Source organism: Rhodococcus sp. WWJCD1, from assembly GCF_002258735.1.
Taxonomy (GTDB): domain Bacteria; phylum Actinomycetota; class Actinomycetes; order Mycobacteriales; family Mycobacteriaceae; genus Rhodococcoides.
This window is the reverse complement of record NZ_NOXY01000032.1, coordinates 59,843-76,621: the sequence shown is the minus strand read 5'-3', so window position 1 is coordinate 76,621 and position 16,779 is coordinate 59,843. Positions and strand designations below refer to the sequence as shown.

15 protein-coding genes are annotated in these 16,779 nt (G+C 65.2%); 13 read left to right on the top strand and 2 right to left on the bottom strand.

Translation table 11 applies throughout. From position 1 onward, the window contains the following. Window positions 1-55: 55 nt before the first annotated feature. A complete protein-coding gene (locus CH286_RS25485; RefSeq protein WP_094610733.1) occupies window positions 56-1,885 on the bottom strand; it encodes a hypothetical protein in 1,830 nt (609 codons plus the stop codon). Between the two features lie 633 nt (window positions 1,886-2,518). Between CH286_RS25485 and CH286_RS25475 the strand changes: the two genes are divergently transcribed. Both CH286_RS25475 and CH286_RS25470 read left to right on the top strand, forming a co-directional pair. Further along, a complete protein-coding gene (locus CH286_RS25475; protein WP_176458347.1) occupies window positions 2,519-3,904 on the top strand; it encodes a cytochrome P450 in 1,386 nt (461 codons plus the stop codon). Between the two features lie 41 nt (window positions 3,905-3,945). Next, the gene (locus tag CH286_RS25470) at window positions 3,946-4,980 is read left to right on the top strand and encodes a GAF domain-containing protein (protein WP_255139170.1); all 1,035 of its coding nucleotides are present in this window, start codon (window positions 3,946-3,948) and stop codon (window positions 4,978-4,980) included. A gap of 173 nt (window positions 4,981-5,153) precedes the next feature. On the opposite strand, the gene CH286_RS28455 is transcribed toward CH286_RS25470, so the two are convergent. After that, window positions 5,154-5,651, bottom strand: a complete 498-nt coding sequence (locus CH286_RS28455; protein WP_094610732.1) for a helix-turn-helix transcriptional regulator — start codon at window positions 5,649-5,651, stop codon at window positions 5,154-5,156. 1,066 nt (window positions 5,652-6,717) lie between these two features. Between CH286_RS28455 and CH286_RS25460 the strand changes: the two genes are divergently transcribed. From CH286_RS25460 to CH286_RS25410, 11 genes are all read left to right on the top strand, one after another. Continuing rightward, window positions 6,718-7,929: a hypothetical protein gene (locus tag CH286_RS25460; RefSeq protein WP_255139173.1), complete on the top strand. Its 1,212-nt coding sequence runs from the start codon at window positions 6,718-6,720 to the stop codon at window positions 7,927-7,929. A 91-nt stretch (window positions 7,930-8,020) separates the two neighbouring features. Then, on the top strand, window positions 8,021-8,866 hold the full coding sequence (locus CH286_RS25455) for a hypothetical protein (RefSeq protein ID WP_094610731.1): 846 nt from the start codon (window positions 8,021-8,023) through the stop codon (window positions 8,864-8,866). Window positions 8,867-8,871: 5 nt separating this feature from the next. Continuing rightward, window positions 8,872-10,602 carry a cutinase family protein gene (locus CH286_RS25450; protein ID WP_094610730.1) on the top strand — a complete coding sequence of 577 codons (1,731 nt, stop codon included), beginning with the start codon at window positions 8,872-8,874 and terminating at the stop codon, window positions 10,600-10,602. A gap of 32 nt (window positions 10,603-10,634) precedes the next feature. After that, complete coding sequence (locus CH286_RS25445) at window positions 10,635-11,273, top strand: DUF6668 family protein (RefSeq protein WP_094610802.1); 639 nt, start codon at window positions 10,635-10,637, stop codon at window positions 11,271-11,273. 38 nt (window positions 11,274-11,311) lie between these two features. Beyond that, window positions 11,312-11,605 carry a hypothetical protein gene (locus CH286_RS25440; protein ID WP_094610729.1) on the top strand — a complete coding sequence of 98 codons (294 nt, stop codon included), beginning with the start codon at window positions 11,312-11,314 and terminating at the stop codon, window positions 11,603-11,605. After that, window positions 11,602-11,895, top strand: a complete 294-nt coding sequence (locus CH286_RS25435; protein ID WP_094610728.1) for a hypothetical protein — start codon at window positions 11,602-11,604, stop codon at window positions 11,893-11,895. The genes CH286_RS25440 and CH286_RS25435 overlap by 4 nt, the downstream gene beginning before the upstream one ends. Next, window positions 11,892-12,185 (top strand): hypothetical protein, encoded by a 294-nt coding sequence (locus tag CH286_RS25430; RefSeq protein WP_094610727.1) that lies wholly within the window; start codon window positions 11,892-11,894, stop codon window positions 12,183-12,185. The genes CH286_RS25435 and CH286_RS25430 overlap by 4 nt, the downstream gene beginning before the upstream one ends. Before the next feature lie 49 nt (window positions 12,186-12,234). Continuing rightward, a complete protein-coding gene (locus CH286_RS25425; protein ID WP_094610726.1) occupies window positions 12,235-12,876 on the top strand; it encodes a hypothetical protein in 642 nt (213 codons plus the stop codon). After that, window positions 12,873-13,712: a hypothetical protein gene (locus CH286_RS25420; protein ID WP_094610725.1), complete on the top strand. Its 840-nt coding sequence runs from the start codon at window positions 12,873-12,875 to the stop codon at window positions 13,710-13,712. The genes CH286_RS25425 and CH286_RS25420 overlap by 4 nt, the downstream gene beginning before the upstream one ends. Beyond that, complete coding sequence (locus CH286_RS25415) at window positions 13,709-15,274, top strand: hypothetical protein (RefSeq protein ID WP_141215892.1); 1,566 nt, start codon at window positions 13,709-13,711, stop codon at window positions 15,272-15,274. The genes CH286_RS25420 and CH286_RS25415 overlap by 4 nt, the downstream gene beginning before the upstream one ends. Continuing rightward, window positions 15,271-16,776 carry an SCO6880 family protein gene (locus CH286_RS25410; RefSeq protein WP_094610723.1) on the top strand — a complete coding sequence of 502 codons (1,506 nt, stop codon included), beginning with the start codon at window positions 15,271-15,273 and terminating at the stop codon, window positions 16,774-16,776. Before CH286_RS25415 ends, CH286_RS25410 begins: the two co-directional genes overlap by 4 nt. Window positions 16,777-16,779: the final 3 nt, after the last annotated feature.

The window sequence follows — 16,779 nt, the reverse complement described above, 5'->3', positions numbered from 1 at the left end:
CAAACGACGAAGACGATATTCACGTCTGGCCGAGGTACGTGACCGGCACGGTGTCTTAGAACGGGTCAGGTGGACCGGTGTTCATCACCGCCATGATGTAGTCGCGGTCGGGTGGATCGGCAGGGTGTTTGTCGGCGATCGCGAACAACGACCGGTCAGGTTCGGGCGGGGTGCGTGCCTCGTCTCGGGCTGCGAGCCATTCTCGCCAGACGATGCGTTCGGCGCGGTGGCGCACGATGCGGGCGCGGATGGCCGACGTGAGGCCGTGACGATGGCCGATATCGTCGAGTTCGACCGGCCCCACACCGACGTGGGCGTTCTCGACCGTGAGCAGACCGGCAACGCGCAGATCGAGCAAGGCCTCGTACCCGCTGGTACGTCCGACCCCGACGGCTGTGAACAACTCGTCCGGGGTCAGAGGTTCTGCTGAGCTGGCCACTGCGTCGTAAAGGACGCGGTGACGCCATCCAATGACACTCCATGCCGGGTGTACCGATTCGACCTCTGCTAACCCTGTCGAAGTGTCGATGCCTGTCGCTCGTCCCGCGTGTGTGGGCACCAGCGCGTACCGGTCGGGGTTCTGACCCACTCCGCGCTCGATCAGCAACAGCGGTGAGCCTTCCATGTCGCGCAGCCGCTCCAGAACTGACCACACCGTCGATTCGGGAAGCATGCCGGCGGCGATGGACAGTGATCGCCCGCCTACACCGACGGTGGGAACGCCTTCCACTATCTGGCCTGACACTGCAGCAGCCCACGCCAATGCTTGAACGACGGCATGGGTAGTCCATCGGTCTCGTCGGTGAAGAAACTCCTTAGCAACCCAGGTTTGAGCGTGGGTAAGCCATGAGCAAAGTACTGGATCGTAGGTACCCCCTGTGTGCTTTTGCTTGTGCCCGGTATCCCGGACTGGTTCTGGGAGTGTTGATGTGGCCCAGTCGAGGGCGCGGGCAGCGTCGCGGCGGATGGCGCGTTCGGGTTGGGCGTAGCGGGCGTACGCGGCACGCACACCCACCCACGCGGGTTCGGTGACACGGGTGAGGATGTCGGCGGTGCTGGCGCCGGCGAGGACGGCGTGGGTGATGACGGACTGGCGTGCTTCCGAGCGGGAGAGCCAGCGGCGGGTGTCGATGCGGCCGGTGCTGGCGAAGTCGAGGACGCAGCGCGGCGGCGGGGTGGAGCGGCAGAAACGCGGATGTAACCGGGCGTCATCGCTGCTGCCGAGGACCCGTTCGGCGGACGTCTCGGCGCGGATGTGGGCGACGATCGGGCTTGTAGCCGCTCCGCCCGTTCCTCCGAGCAGAGCTTCGAGCCGCTGAAGTGTGCCGGCATCGGACCCGACTATCAGGATGTCGGACGCTGCCGCCGGGTCAAGATCGACGAGGGTTCTGTAGCCACCTTCTTTGCACTGCGAGCCCGGCACGGTGATGCAGCCGGTGGCGTCGTTTGTCATCGGTGTGATGTCCAACGTGGGAAGTCGCGCTGAGAGAAGGCGCAACAACGGCCGTACCTCGTCAGCAGTGACTGTTCTTCCCGGTGCCAGCGGTATCAGCACGTGTCGGCCGCCGCTGGTCGATTCGTCGACTACTGCGCGGCCGCCGCATTCGGTCAACCAAGCCAGCAGACGCGTCACGTCGGCGACAACGGCGGCGTGGCCGTGGTGTTTGGTGTCGAAGTCTAAGGCAACGACGCCGGCGCGACCGCGTGAGAACAACGGCACAGCCGATGGCAATGCCGGCCTTTTGACCGTCAACGGACCCGCCGACACGTATTTACGCGTCGTCGGGTCGTACAGCCTCATCGACCGGCGCGCAGCAATGGCCGGTGCGAATCGATGCCACAGCCGGTCCGCAGTCGCATCCGGATGGACGACACGAGCATTCAATCTTGTACCTACTTCAGGGCACGATGTACCCTGAGACATGTCCGCCAAGACAGTCCCTTCGGGGAAAAGCAACACAGAACGAGTTGCGAGCTAGTCACTCGCCTCTCTGACTTCAGAAACCCTCGGCCCGCACGCCGGGGGTTTTTGTCATCTCAAGGTGCTGCGCAGATTTAGTTGGTCGTATGACCCAAACGTCGGTTTGGGGTCAAGACAGCTACGCAGTCAACGGCAGCACCCCCTGCTCTTGCGCGCGATTCAGCTCGCGCGCAAGATCTTCCCGGTCACTAGCAATCGCAATAAGATCGGCAACGTACTGACTCAGAGACGTAGCGCCAGCCGAGCTCCGCTGTGCCTTGAGCGTGTCAATCAGCTCTGACGGCAGTCGGACAGTCAGCGACGTCCGGTCACCCTTACTGGGCATCGGCATGGCACGGCCTCCTTCGTCTTCGGTCCCAACCGGAGTCCATCCTGAACCAGAATCATTTTCGAAGCGCTGTGACACGCCGAGGAAGACACCGAGAATTACACCCCTGTCATTCAGACGGTCTCCATGCGTTACCCGGACCGCACTCAACTGATGCGTCAGACATGGTCGGCGACCAGTGTCCGTAAACGTGGGGGACACTGTCTGGCATGGAGATTGCCCAAACCATCTCGAAAACTCTGCCTCACCCGCGCTACCGGCTGCCGTTTGCCGGAGACGTCATTGGTCTCGATACCGCCAAGCCTGTTCAAAAAGAGATGGCAATGGCCACCGAACTCGGGGGGATCTACGAACGCAAGATTTTTGGCCACCGACTCGTGGTGGTCTCGGAACCCGAGCTTGTTGCGGAAGTAAACGACGAGAAGTACTGGGCCAAATTTCTTGCCCTGCCACATCGGAAGCTACGTGCCATCGGCGAAGACGGTCTGTTCACCGCGTTCAACTCAGAGCCGAACTGGCATCGCGCGCATGTCGTGCTCGGGCCGGCGTTCAGCAAAGCGGCCATGCGCGGTTACCACGAAGCCATGCAGCAATCAGTCAACGAACTTCGGACCTCGTGGGACGGCAGATCGGGTCCGGTAGACGCCTACGACGAGTGCTCGAAACTGACCTTCGACGTCATCGGGCGTTGCGCCCTGTCGCATGATTTCGGCTCATTTCGCCAGCCCGTACCCTTTGCGGACGCCATCGCCCGCGTCCTTCAATATGTCAACAAGTCATCGAACGATGTGCCGATCATCCGCTCTGTCCTAGGTCGACGAGCGACGAGGCAGCACGATGAGGACCTCCGGTTCATACGCCACACCGTCGACACCCTGATCGAACAGCGAATGGCCCAGCCCAACTCCAACAAAACGACTCCGGATCTGCTCGCACACATGCTCAACACGCCAGACCCCCATACGGGCGACAGACTGACACTGGAGAACATCCGCAATCAGATCATTACTTTCTTGATCGCGGGAAACGAGACAACAGCATCAACCATCGCCTTTGCGTTGCATTTCCTGAGCACCCGACCGGATGAGATGCAGCGGATACGCGCCGAAGTCGACGCCGTCACTCCGGATGGCACCGACATCGAGTTCGAGAACGTGCCCAAGCTGCGACGGACACGACACGTCGTCGACGAAACTCTCCGCCTGTGGCCCGCTGCACCCGGCTACTTCCGCAAGGCACGTGAGCGCGGCGCAACCTCACTGGGCGGATACGAGGTGCCCGAGGGATGGGTCTTTGTTCTCCTTCCACAGCTGCACCGCTCACCGGAGTGGGGGCCAGAGGCACACAACTTCGACCCCGACAGGTTCGCCACAAGCCAGGCAAGCGACACCAACCGCCGCATCTACAAGCCTTGGGGTACTGGTCTGCGAGCGTGTATCGGCCGCCAATTCGCCCTACACGAGGCGGTGCTTGCGTTGGCGTCCATAGCTCGTCGGTACGAGATTCGGGCAGACCCCGATTACCAGCTCGACGTACGCGAAGCAGTGACAATGAGGCCACATGGCGTCAGACTTTCTGTTTCGCGGCGATCGTGACTGTACCGTCGTCTGTCTAGGTCGATCAGGAAGGGGAACCTGTGGACATCGTGAACAGCTGGCACCTGGTGGAAACCCTGGTTCCAGGACAGATGACAGTCATCAGTACTGGGGGGAAGGTCCGAGATTGGACCAAAATCGATCGCTTGTCACCTGGGCCTGAGTTCGATCTGCATGGTTTTCTGGAACTCACACGCAGTTCTTGCGCCGAGCAAGATGTGCTCTTCAAAGGCCGTCGGCGTGAAGCTCGCATTCGCGCAGTACCAGTTCTAGGGCCGTCAGGGGAAACCCACGGCATACAGGTCTGGGTGGGGGACCCGGAGGTCGAACCCGACCCCGTGCGCACCGTTTCCGGAATAGCCTGGCTACTCGAACGCACCGTCATCGAGCAGACAGTCGAGGCTTCCGCAATGTCCGGCGTCTCTGCTGCTGATCACGTACCGGAACGAACCCCGGCTGAGTACAACGCCAAGGCCGTCAAATTCGATGGGTCCGAGGAATTATTCGCCCAGGCGCTGGTCCCTACACACGGTCAAAAGTGGGACGGCCCAATGTCCGTTCTCCACGCAGATGGCCGAATCATGCGTTGGCATTGCTGGGGCAGGGGGAGAACTGACCCTCCCAACGTCGGCCTCAGGCTGCTGTGGCACGACGTGACAGACACAACGGAACCCGACAAACCGACATTGGCTGAGCTGGGAATGCCGAGCGGCCTCGAGAGCGGTGGAACACGCATCGCTGTATTCGACGGCCGAACCGGGATTTTGACGATGTGGCTACCGGAAGCTCCAACCTGGGTGAAATGGCGCGATCTCACAAGCGGCTGCGGCGTGTTGCACGACGACGACCGGGCGACACTGTCAGATGCTCTAGAAAAGTGGACACACGATACGTCTCCCGTGTCAGCTGATGTACGCATCCGTGCAATCGACGGCGACGAGGTGACCGGCTGGAAGTGGCAGCAAACCCGACTCGAGCTACGGCCCTACCCCGGACAACTTGGTGACCGGCTGGTCCTTGCGGTGCTCCCCGCGCTACAACCTTCCGAGCAGCCGCTCGAGGTTCCCACTCCCTGACAGATCGTGATAGCTTCGCCCCCGGCACCTTCCACTCTCCCCAAGAGTTGAAGACTTCCTGTCGGCCGCATGGCCCTCAGACGCAGCCTTTGAGCACCACGTGGAACACATTTCACGTGGCTAACAAGCACGCGTCTTGGAGCCAGAATGTCAACCCAGAGTCAAATTAGCAGTCAGGCCGGTTCGCCCCGTGGCCGCTTCCGCACACGCTCGTATGCCTCACTGACCCGTTGCGCCGGGTACCCCAACGCTTCCGCTATCTGGCGGGCGACCGGCGCGCTCAGCTTGCTCTGCCCGCGCTCGAGCGCCCCGATGTACTGGCTACTAACGCCGATTTCGCTCGCGAGCATCCCCTGGGTCAGCCCCCTGGATATTCGCAGATCACCGAGGTACTCCTCGTCCTCCGGCACTGAGACGAAATCGCTGATCTCACTCCCAAATTCCTTAGCGCATCGAGCAAGAGTGTCAATACGGGGATGGGACTGGCCTCGCTCCCACTGTGAGTACGTCGTCAAGGCCACTCCGAGAACGCGCGCAACCTCGGCACCACTCAGCTTGAGTTCAATTCGTCGTGCCCGCAGCTTGTCAGGTGCGAAACCACGCAACCGACGCCTCACCGATGGAACCTCACGAGAGGACACGATGCCACTTGTCCCAATTCGGTAGCACATAAAGCATGTTTCGATGCTATTGTATAGAGACAGTTGTTTAGACGATGCAATCGAAGTTCGCCCCTGGGCGTCGACAGAGCAAGATTCGGCTTACGGGCGCACACCGCATCAACCGCAGCGTCTACGCATCACTGATACTCCACAGAAAGTGAGAAGCCAACTGGCACAGAGTAACTCGAATTAGCAGACTCCAGATGCGCCGTGATTGGTCGTCCCGAAACGCATCCGGAGTCCCCTCCACCTACAGAACAAAGCCCGATATCGGGCCCAACTTGTATCCGCAGGGGCTCTCCCAGCCTATGCGGATCTAGCAGAACCGCAATCGGATCGGAGACACCTATGACATCTGTCGCGCAACCGCGAACGTTACATCCGGGCTCCACCTGCAATCCCGGCACCGCCCTCTGCCCCTCGGTCAACGACCGTGTTGCGGGCCTGGCCGTGTGTTCGCTCCCAGCCGTGCCCCACCACAGCCACCACAGGCTGATCTGCGAAGAGACGGGCGCGGTGATTGGTGAATGGACTGACGCCAATGCGACGTTCCTGGAACCACTTCCACGGTCTCCGCTCTTCAGCCACGTGGCCTAGTACCCCCCAATCTCGACTGATGCCTGAAGAGGCGATCAGTCGCGAGGGTCTACGCGGCGAACTCACTGCACTGAGGCTCCCGTGTAACCCCTCAGTTGGTGGACCGGCGCGAGGGTCGCACGGTGACGCTTCGACCTCATCGTGTGCCGAACTGCGCGACCCCGCCGGGACGTCGAACACACTCCCACCCCTCCACTTACAGAAAGGAACACGACCGATGCCTTGGATCTTCTCGCAGCTTTGGTTCTGGCTCGGCCTGCTGGGCTGAGCTCTCGTGGATGCCAGCGTGCAACGGACGCGCGCTGGCATCCACTCCCAAGGCATCACCCGTCGTCTGCGCTGAGGGATCACCCGAAGGCTGACCCTCGTTTTCGGTCGCTTTCTCAGCGCGGACGGTGGTGGTTCCACCATCAACCACTCCTGTCACACCACCCAATACCGCTGCATCGCAGCGGCTTACGAAAGGCACATCCGCACAATGTCTCCTCAGCAAGGAATCGGTGGGCGTCACCGCCGCCGCAGGGACCGGGCTCTCGTTCTGACTGCCGTTCCTGTGGCCGTCGCCCTCGCGTGGGGCACCGCGACCGCACACGCGGCACCGCAGGACTTCGTGACCGCACCCGACACCGCACAGTCCGTAACCACCGACACCACCCCCGTCGCACCGCCGCCCGCCCCGACCCAGGAACGCCAGTTCCTGCCCGGCTACCAGGCCTCACCCCAGGTGCAGCAGTCCCAGTGGCGTAGCTACAACGACTACAGGTCCGGCAACCAGCAGTCCTCGTACCAGACCACCTACTACGAGCCCGCTCCCGCGCCGCAGGCCGCTCCGACCGATGCACCGCCTGCCCTGCAAGCGGCCCCGCCGCCCCCGCCGCCGGTTCCGACGGTGCAGCGCAAGGTCATCGCCCCGATCGACGCGCCCGAAGGCTATGTCCTCGTCGGCGGCGAACTCGTCCCATACGACCCGAACCTGCTCGACCCGAACCTGGTCGAGCAGTTCAACAACACCGGAGCCGCAATCCAGGCCGACGGCGGAAACTGGCTCGTGGACAACGGATTCGCCGACGCCTCCCGCGCGGACCGCATCGCCGCAGGCACCATCACCGGCGTCGTCGCAGGCGGCGCGGCCGGCCTCGCCGCATCCGCCGTCCCGGCCGCAGTCATCACCGGTACCGCAGCCGCCATCGGCGGCGGACTCGGCGTCGCCGCCACCACAGGCACCGGAGCCATCGTCTGGGGCGGACCGGTCGGCTGGGTCTTCATCCCCGGTGCAGCCGCACTGGCCGGGGCAGGCGTGGGTGCCGCCTTGTCGGCACCGATCGTTCTCGGTCTGACCGGTGCAGGCGCTGCGATCGGCGGCGTTCTCGGTGCCACCGTCCTCGGCGGTGAGCAGCAGATCATCGAAGAGCCCGCGCCACTCCCGGCACCCGAGGCCGTCCCGGCACCCCCGGCACCCCCGGCCCCGCCGGTCACCGCCGCTCCGCTGGCACTGGATGCCCCCAGCGTTCAGAGCGCCATCGACGCCCCGGTGTGGACCGAACCGGCCTTCGAGCAGGCCGCGCAGTTCACCTCGACAGTGCTCGAGCAGCCCGCTGTGGCTGACACCGTCGCTGCGGTGAACACCGCCGTCGCACCGGTTCTCGACCAGGCGAACGCTGCCCTGGCAGGCCTGAACTCCGCGATCTGATCTCCGGGTGCAGCCCGACCGTACCGGTGGGCGGGCTGTATCCGAAGGTTCGATCCCGTTCCTGCACTTCGACACTCGGAAAGGCCCTGTTGTGGCACCTCGAGAGACCCCCGACGACAGCTCCGATGATTGGTTCGCCGACCCTATCGTCGCCGACACAGAGACTGCCGCTGCAGCGTCCGAGCGCAGACTGACCGTCCTGACCGACCAGCACCAAACCGACGCCGATCCCGACGACGACTGGTTCGCAAGCGACTCTGCGAACGACATGGACCCCGCCCGGCCAACGGACGGATACAGCTCCTTCGACGAACGGACCTCTCTACTTCGCACTGGAGGCCCCTACACCGCGCCCACGCCTCCGCAGTCCTGGTGGCGTCGCCACCGCTCCACTGTCGCCGTGACGACTGCCGTCACGGTCCTGGTCGGGGGAGGGTTGGGAGCAGCTCTGGTCCTCACCGGCGTCGATGACGAACCGCAACCACCGCCTGTACTGCTGCCCGACGAGATTTTCACCACCACAACGGCTCCGACCTCGACTGCTCCCGCCGCAGCCGGTGCCGCCGCAGCAGATGTCACCTGGTGCCGAAGGCAAGCCGACGGTGACCCGGTCACCGAAGACAGCGACGATCCCGGCGCGGTGGCGATCTGGCGGTTCGAGAAGGCCTTCTACTTCGACCGCGACGGTGCCGCTGCCCGCGCCGCAGGGGCACCGGATGCGGTGATGGCGTCCGCACAGCGGCTCCAGACGGGCATCGACCAGCTCGAACCCGACATCGAGTTCTGCGTGCTCGCTGATCCGGTCGACGCCGGGATCTACGACGTCACCGTCGTCGAACGCGGCCCTGGCATCGACGGCCGGATGAGCCGCCAACGGATCACCACCACCAAGACGCAGGACGGCACGACGCTCATCTCCGCCATCGTCCCGCGCTGACCCCTATGACCAGGCACATCCGCTGGACCCCACCGAAGAAGAGAGAAGCCGTGCACACAACCATCGACCAGGTTCGTCGCCTCACTCCGCGCCTGCTCGCCGCCACCGCCGCGATGACGGTCGCGGTCTCCGCCAGCGGCGTCGCGGCCGCGCAGCCCTCCGCCGCACCCACCCCGTCCGGATCGGCGACCACCAGCCAATCCAGCACCGACGGCGACTGCCCGGTGCTGCATCTCGTCGTCGTCCCCGGTACCACCGAGATCGACGAGAACTCCTCACCCGACGCCGATTCCGGATTCTTCTCCCGGCTGACCGTCCCTGCGATGCGCGATGCGAACTCCGGCGACGGCCCAGCGCTCGAACGCAGCTACGTCCCCTACCCGGCGAGTTTCGGTGGCAAGCCCGGCGATCGCTCCGCCGTTCCCTACGCCCAGTCCGTCGACATCGGCGTCGAGAACACCACCAGGATGATTTCCGACATCGCCGCACGCTGCCCCGGCACCAAGGTCTTCCTCTCCGGCTACTCCCAGGGCGGCGAGGTCGCCTCCCAGGTCACCCGCGAAATCGGAGCAGGAACCGGCCCCGTCGACGCCGACCACTTCGCCGGCGCAGCACTGTTCTCCGACCCCACCCGAGCTGAAGGCGAAGACGTCATCGCCAGCGGGGGATCGGTCCCCGCCCCGGCACCGGGCACCAGCGGCGCAGCAGTGGACACCGTCCAACTCGCCCCGGCCGTCGCCGCAGCGGCACCAGCAGGTGGCGGTATCGCACCGACACCGAAGATCGCCGGATTCGGAGCAGTCTCGGACCGCGTCGCTTCCTACTGCACCGCAGGCGATCTCGCGTGCGACACACCCATCGACGCCCCCGCCGCGAAACTCGTGGCCTCCATCGCCGGGCAGTCCTCGATGGACACCCGCGACCCCGTGAAGATCCTCACCGACGTCTCCACCGCCGTCGGACGGACCGCCCTGATGACCGGTGCGTCGGTGATCAACGACAACATCGACTTCGACTCCAAGGCAGGACGATTCGAGGTCAACTCGTCGTCGGAGACCGTGCTGTCGAAGATGGCGAAGTACTCCGACCCCTCCGCCACCTCGACCGACGAGATGATCGACGAGGCCGTCGGTGCGGTCACCAAGATCGCGGGCATGGCTATCGGGGCGGCGATCACCGTCGCCAAGGACGTCATCACCCCCGAGACGATCGGCCAGCTCGCCACCGTCGGCCTGACCAACCCACCCGCAGCCCTCGGCATTCTCGCGACCAAGGTCCTCTCGTCCGCGGTCAAGCTCGTGCCCCCGGCGACGATCGACTCGGCCGTCGACGTCGCGTTCAAGGAAGTGTCGAACACCATCGACGAGAACGCCGGTCTCGCTCAGCTCGTCACCGACACCTCGTACTGGAACACCGCGACCAAACATGGCTCCTACGACAGTGTTCCGGTCGGATCCAAAGGTGAGACCCCGGTCGAGCTGACCGTGCGGTGGATCGTCGCACTCGCCGCTGACCTGACCGGCGATCAGTCTCTCGCCGACAAGGTCGGGGCAGTGATCAAGCAGGGTGCGTCGCTGTTCGCCACCACCGACACCGTCCGTAGCGCCGGAAGCATCCTCGCCGCCCACGCCACCGTCGGGGCCAGCGGGACCGCCACGACGACCTCAGCGGGCACCACCACCTCGGACGTTCCCGCCGCAGCACCCACGACCGTCTCGCCGACCACCACTCGGTGACCGAGAACGCCGGAGAAGGAGGTGCCCCCGACATGGCCGCACAACCAGCAGAGCACCGTGACTACTACCGAGACGACGAACCGTCGGTCACCCCGGCCGGACTGCGGATACCACCGCAATCCCGGCAGGCACCGATTCACGAAAAGCCGGTCGCGGTCCACGGTCGCCTGCCCGCGATGTGGCTCCTCGCCGCTCACGGACGCTCCGGCGCAGGCACACTTGCCCAGATCTGGGCCCCGGCGGGCGATGCCCGCCGGGGCTGGCCCGCCCGCGACCGCCACCCGCACGTCGTGGTCGTGTGCCGCACCGACCGGGACGGCCTCGACGCCGCCCACGATCTGCTCTTGCAAGCGGCCGCAGGTCTGACCGGCGGCTGCACCCTCCTCGGATTGGCGCTGGTTCCCGATGCACCCGGCCCGCTCCCGAAGACTCTGCGCAGGCGCGCCGACGTCGTCGCCTCAGCAGCTCCGGCGGTCTGGCGGATTCCGTACGTCGAGGATCTGCGTACCCACAGCCAGAGCGAGCTCGCGATCTGGACACCCACCGAACCCGACCCACCCCCACCGGGACGGATGCGGGCACCAGACCCCTCGACCACCACCCCGCACCACCAGCTCGCCGTGATCGGGCGGGAGATCTTCGCCGCCGCCCGCATCGCCGCAGGCCACTGAACCACAACACCTTTCACCGGAACAGAAAGAGAACAACGATGATCACCACACTCACCGCATCGACGACCACATTCCTTGCGCAGAACATCGGCGACGTCAGCCCCACCGCACCCGACGGTGAAACAGGCGACAAGATCAACATGCTGCTGTCCTGGCTGATGTGGGGCTGCATCATCGCCGCCGTCGCCGGGATCATGCTCTGCGGAGCGATGCTCGCCTTCGAGAAGATCACCGGCGGGCAGGGCAACGCCACCGGAAAACTCGTCGGCGGCCTGTTCGGGTCCATCGTCATCGGTGGAGCCGCCGGCCTGGTCAACATGCTCGTCCTATGACCGGCGTCAGGCTCCAACCGGTCGAGCTGACACCGATCGGCGGCCCCGGACTCGACATGGGCTCGCTGACAGACGCCTCGGTGAACCTCGAGCAACTCCTTCACTGGCTGACCATGGCCGCGTGGGTATCAGCGTCGATGTCGGTGCTCGGGGCGCTCTACGGGCTCGTGATGCTCGCGTTCGGGAGCAGACGGGCACCCGGGGTCATCGTCGGCGGGGTCGTTGGAACAATCGTCGCCGCGATCGCCGCGACGACAGTCATACCGCCGCTACAGGAGACGCTGACGTGAGCATCCTCGCCGCCGGCATCGACACTGCCGTCGTCATCGCGCAACCACCGACCACCCCCGTCGAGTGGCCGGACGAAGTCTGGCAACCGATCATGACCGGCCTGTCCTGGCTGCTCTGGTTCGCGATCATCACCTGCATCGCAGCGCTGTTCGTGTGCGGGGCGGTATTCGTCAACCAACGCAAATCCACCGGAACACAGATCGTAGAGGACGCCACCCTGACCCGGATCCTGATCTGCGCGGCCATCATCGGCTCCGCATCCGGCATTACCCAAGCCGTCCTCGCCTGAGTTCAATCCCGCTGCACCCGAACTGCATTCAACCGAAAGGCATCTCCTGATGACCGTCTCGCGCACACTCCGGATCGCCGCAGCCGCGGCGACCGTCCTTGTTCTCGCTGCGTGCGGATCCGACAACGACGGCGACCCGGCCACCGGGGAAGGCAATCCGGCACCGGACCTCCGCTCTGCCCCGGCCGAGCTGACCTGGCGCGAGATCGCAGGGGTATCGGTGCCGACCTCACGGGTCGACGGGCCCGCCACCGGAACGTCGGTGAACCGCAGCGGGTACTCCCAGACCCCGCAGGGCGCGGTCCTGGCCGCCATCGTCGGCCAGACCGCACTCGCCGTCGCCGACGATCGCGCATGGCCGGAGGTCGTCAACACCGTCACCGCACCCGGACCCGGACGTGACGAGTTCGCGGCCGCACGTGCCGCCGTCACCGTCTCCGGATCCGTTCCGGCCGATTCCGCACCGAGGTTCGTCGGGTTCGAGGTGACCGACTACAGCAACGACCCGCTCTCGGCGGCGGTGTCGGTGGCTCAAACCATCGGCGGTGACGACCAGCTCTACGCCTACCCCGTTGCCCTGCAATGGATCGCGGACGACTGGCGCATCGTTCTTCCGACCGCGGAGGAGAACATCGACGCGGTCGAGCTGGACTCCCTCGACGGCTACACCACGTTGGAGCAGAACTCATGAGCGCCTTGACACGCAAACTCCTTATCGGCCTCGCTGTGTTCGTCGTCGTCGCGGTCATCGGCGCGATCGTGTTCGTCATCCCGAACATGAACGACGACGCCACCCCGCCGAGCACCGCTGCTCCGTCGCCGACGACAGCGGCACCTGCACCTGGTGACTCCGAGCTCGACACCGGTGCTGAGGGCTTCGGTGTTCCCGACGCGGACCTGTCCGGTCGCACGGTGATGGTCCCGAACAACCCTGCCGGCCAACCCCTGCCGCAGCGAGAACCGACCGGGCCGCGAGTCGAATGCACCAACGACGGCCGACCGGTCACCTCCCCGGAGTCGATGATGATCCAACGCAACTTCGGTGTCTCGACCCTGTACTCCGAGACGGACGGCCCCTCGTATATCGACGGCCTGGTCCTCGCCGGCTACACCCGCACCCCGCAAGGCGCGGCACTGGCCGCCGCGAACTTCCTACCCCGCGGCCTCGCGGGCGGACCCGTGGCTGTCGAATCCACGGAGAAGCTCACCCTGATACCCGACGAGAAGATCGGTACCCAGGAGAAGAAAGAAGCAGAACTCGCGAAACCGGTCAACACCGAGACTGTGGCATTGCGGGCACCCATGGCGTTCAAGATCCTCTCCTGCACGGACAGTTTCGCCGTCGTCGAGCTCGCTCAGATCCGCGATGTCGATGACGCCGGTAGACGGATGCAGAACCCGACCTACACAGGACTGCGCCTGAATATGGCGTGGGATGGTGGCACCTGGAAGGTCAGCAAACTCGACGGTGCCACTACTGGCGGCCCGTACAGCTCGCTCGATGGTTTCACCCGGTGGGCACTGTGACCCGCACAGCGGCCTTCGCCGCCCGCGCTGTCGTCATCGCACTGCTCTCACTGATCGCGGTAGTCGGGGCCAGCGGACTCGCCCACGCCCAAGATCCGACACCGGCACCCACACCGAATCTGACCGAGCAGATCAACCCCGACGCCGACGGCAACGACTTCCAGCAACAACGCCGCGAGTGCGTTGCCGAAGGCTCGCCGGTCCTCGGTGACGGTTGGCTCAACGACGCACTCGAGGGAACCGCCGTGGGCGGCTTCATGGACGAGGCACTGTGCCTGGACAACGCGTTCACCGATCACCCCGGCGACGCGTTCTCCACCGCCGTCGACTCCACACTCTCGACATTCTGGGGTGACCCGGTCGGAGACTTCGCCAAATCAGTGATGGAAGGCAACACCCAAGCATTCCGGTCGGTGATGACGTTCTGGATGTCCTCGGGCATCCCGGGCCTCGCCGCCGAGAACGCCATGTCGGGCCTGCGCAACATCATCTCCGGATTCACCGTGGTCGCCTTGTTCGCCTCGATCGTGATTGCGATGACCAAACTTGCGATCGCCCGAAAACAAGCGGTGATGGAAGGGGCCACCGAGACCGCGACCATGCTGGTGCGCACAGTCGTCACCGTCTCGCTCCTTCCGATCCTGGTGTTGATGTTCCACCAAGGCGGCGACATCGCCTCGTCGTATGCGCTGGAGAAGTTCGTCGGCGGCAACCTCGACGAGAAGATCACCGCCATCACCGCGTTCGATGACAAGACCGGTCTCGGCCCGATCCTCGCGCTCGCCTGCGCTGGATTCGCCTTCCTCGGCTCCGTCGCCCAGCTCATCGCCCTGCTCATCCGTGAGGCAGTGCTGTGCGTCGTCGTCGCTGTCATTCCTATCGCCGCCGCATCCTCGGCCACCGGCACCGGTCGCAGCTCCTACAAGTCGATGATCGCCTTCACTCTCGGCGCTCTCCTGTTCAAGCCGGTCGCGACGCTGCTGTACCTGTTCGCGTTCTGGGCGTCCTCGGCGTCGAGCTCGGACCAGATCGCAACAGTCATCATCGGCTCCGTCCTCCTGGCCATCATCGGGTTCGCCCTGCCCACCCTGATCAAGATCGTCGCTCCCGCCGCAGACACCATCTCCGCCGGCGGCCGGGAAGTGGGAATGCTCGGTGCAGCAGGCGGGGCGGTGATGGGGGCCGGCGGTATGGCCGCGTCGCGTGCCCTCGGCTCGGTCGCAAACTCCGTCGGCGGATCCTCGGGCGGCGGCGGCAAAGGCGGCTCCTCGGGCGGGAACGGCACCGGCGCACGTTCCACCCCCGGATTTCAGGGCCGCTACAACGGTGGATCGAGCCCCTCGCACGCGGGTGCATCGTCCGGGCCGTTGGGCGCCGCCCGCAGAGCCGGAACGGCCGCTGCATCGGTCGGGAGCGCCGGAACCTCGGCAGCTCTGCGCGGAGCGGCAGGGGCACTCAAAGCCGCCGGAAACGCCGGACGCACCGCCGGATCGGTCTCGACCACCCTCGGCTCGGCCGCAGAAGGCGCAGTCGGCAACTACCACGGACGGATTCAACGATGAGCGCCCAGCTCGAAGCCCCGTACGAGCCGCCGATCTACTCGGCAGGCAACCGGCCGCAGAGCACGTTCGCGTTCGGCCTCCCGACGAAGGTCATCGCCTACGGTGCAGGGTTTTTCGCGGTCTCGTTCGCGGTGCTGATCTTCGGCAACGTCGTGGCCGGACTCGCGTTGATGGGCATCGGCGCGCTCATCCTAGCCCCTCTGGTCATCGCCCCGAACGGCCGAACCCTCTACGAGACAGGACAACTGAGAATGCAATGGCTGCGGCGCAAGCACATCGACAAGTCCACCGAGTACCACGCCGGACCACACTCGAGGATCCCCGGTGGCCGCTACAAACTCCCCGGACTGCTCGCCCGCACCAAGGTCTACATGGGAATCGACCGACACGGCAACGAATTCGGGATGATCCACAACCCCGACGATCACCGCTACACCGTCGTCTTCGATGCCCTGCCCGGCGGCGACGAAGCGATCGTCCAGCGCGACAAGGACCTCTACACCGCCGATTGGGGTGTCTACCTCGCCGACCTCGGCCTGCCCGGCGACATCGTCGGTGCCGTGGTGGTGGTGGAAAACATCCCGGCTACCGGGCTGCGATTGGCGCGGCGAGCGGAACACGAACTCGTGGAGAACCCGCCGCCGTTGGCGAAAGCGTTCGTCGAGCAGTCCGCCGTCCGGATGCCCTCGGGTCGCCACCGCACCCTGGCACGGCTGTCGATCACCTTCCGCGCCACCACCCGCGAGCGGCAGAAGGATCCGGAGGAGATGGCCACCGAACTGGCCCGCCGCCTGCCGGATCTGTACGAGTCGCTGGCCGGTGCCGGGATCGACGCGCAGCCGATGACCGCCGCCGAGATCACCGCGGCCGTGCACCGCTCCTACAACCCCTCGACCGAAAACGACTTCGAGGAAATGGAGATCTCCGGCGAAGAGCACGGAGTCGACTGGGACGACGCCGGACCGGGACGAGCGAAAACCGAATGGGGTCACTACCGCCACGACGGCGGCGTCTCGGTCGTCTGGGAGATGGCCGCACCGCCCGAGTCGGTGTTCACCGACACCGTCCTCAAACCGCTCCTGCAGCCGCACGACGACCTCCCGCGCAAACGCCTCACTCTCGTCTACCGCCCCTACACCGCCGGGGACGCCGCCAAGAAGGTCGACAAGCAACACCGAGACGCTCTGCACGCGATCAACTCTCGCGGCAACAAGATCACCTCCGCTGGGTCGGAGAAGCGCCACGAGATCGCCGAGCAGGCCCGCCACGAGATGGTCTCCGGAGCCGGATACGAACGCTATTCCGCACTGCTGACGATCACCGTCGGATCGGTCGAGGAGATCGCGAATGCGGCGGCGGTCACCGAGTCGCTCGCCGCCCGCTCCCGGCTGCGGTTGCGCCGCGCGTTCGCGTTCCAGGACGCCGCGTTCGCCGCCGGTCTCGGTGTCGGTGTGCTGCTGCCCGATCAAATCTCCACTTCGATCCTCGTGCGTCGCAGCTAGAGC

What these genes read in the sequence shown, in the direction of transcription:
- CH286_RS25425 (WP_094610726.1), top strand. Translation starts at nt 12,235, where the DNA reads ATGACCGTCTCGCGCACACTCCGGATCGCCGCAGCCGCGGCGACCGTC.
- CH286_RS25445 (WP_094610802.1), top strand. Translation starts at nt 10,635, where the DNA reads ATGGCCGCACAACCAGCAGAGCACCGTGACTACTACCGAGACGACGAA.
- CH286_RS25410 (WP_094610723.1), top strand. Translation starts at nt 15,271, where the DNA reads ATGAGCGCCCAGCTCGAAGCCCCGTACGAGCCGCCGATCTACTCGGCA.
- CH286_RS25420 (WP_094610725.1), top strand. Translation starts at nt 12,873, where the DNA reads ATGAGCGCCTTGACACGCAAACTCCTTATCGGCCTCGCTGTGTTCGTC.
- CH286_RS25435 (WP_094610728.1), top strand. Translation starts at nt 11,602, where the DNA reads ATGACCGGCGTCAGGCTCCAACCGGTCGAGCTGACACCGATCGGCGGC.
- CH286_RS25450 (WP_094610730.1), top strand. Translation starts at nt 8,872, where the DNA reads ATGACCAGGCACATCCGCTGGACCCCACCGAAGAAGAGAGAAGCCGTG.
- CH286_RS25440 (WP_094610729.1), top strand. Translation starts at nt 11,312, where the DNA reads ATGATCACCACACTCACCGCATCGACGACCACATTCCTTGCGCAGAAC.
- CH286_RS28455 (WP_094610732.1), bottom strand. Translation starts at nt 5,651, where the DNA reads ATGTGCTACCGAATTGGGACAAGTGGCATCGTGTCCTCTCGTGAGGTT.
- CH286_RS25460 (WP_255139173.1), top strand. Translation starts at nt 6,718, where the DNA reads ATGTCTCCTCAGCAAGGAATCGGTGGGCGTCACCGCCGCCGCAGGGAC.
- CH286_RS25475 (WP_176458347.1), top strand. Translation starts at nt 2,519, where the DNA reads ATGGAGATTGCCCAAACCATCTCGAAAACTCTGCCTCACCCGCGCTAC.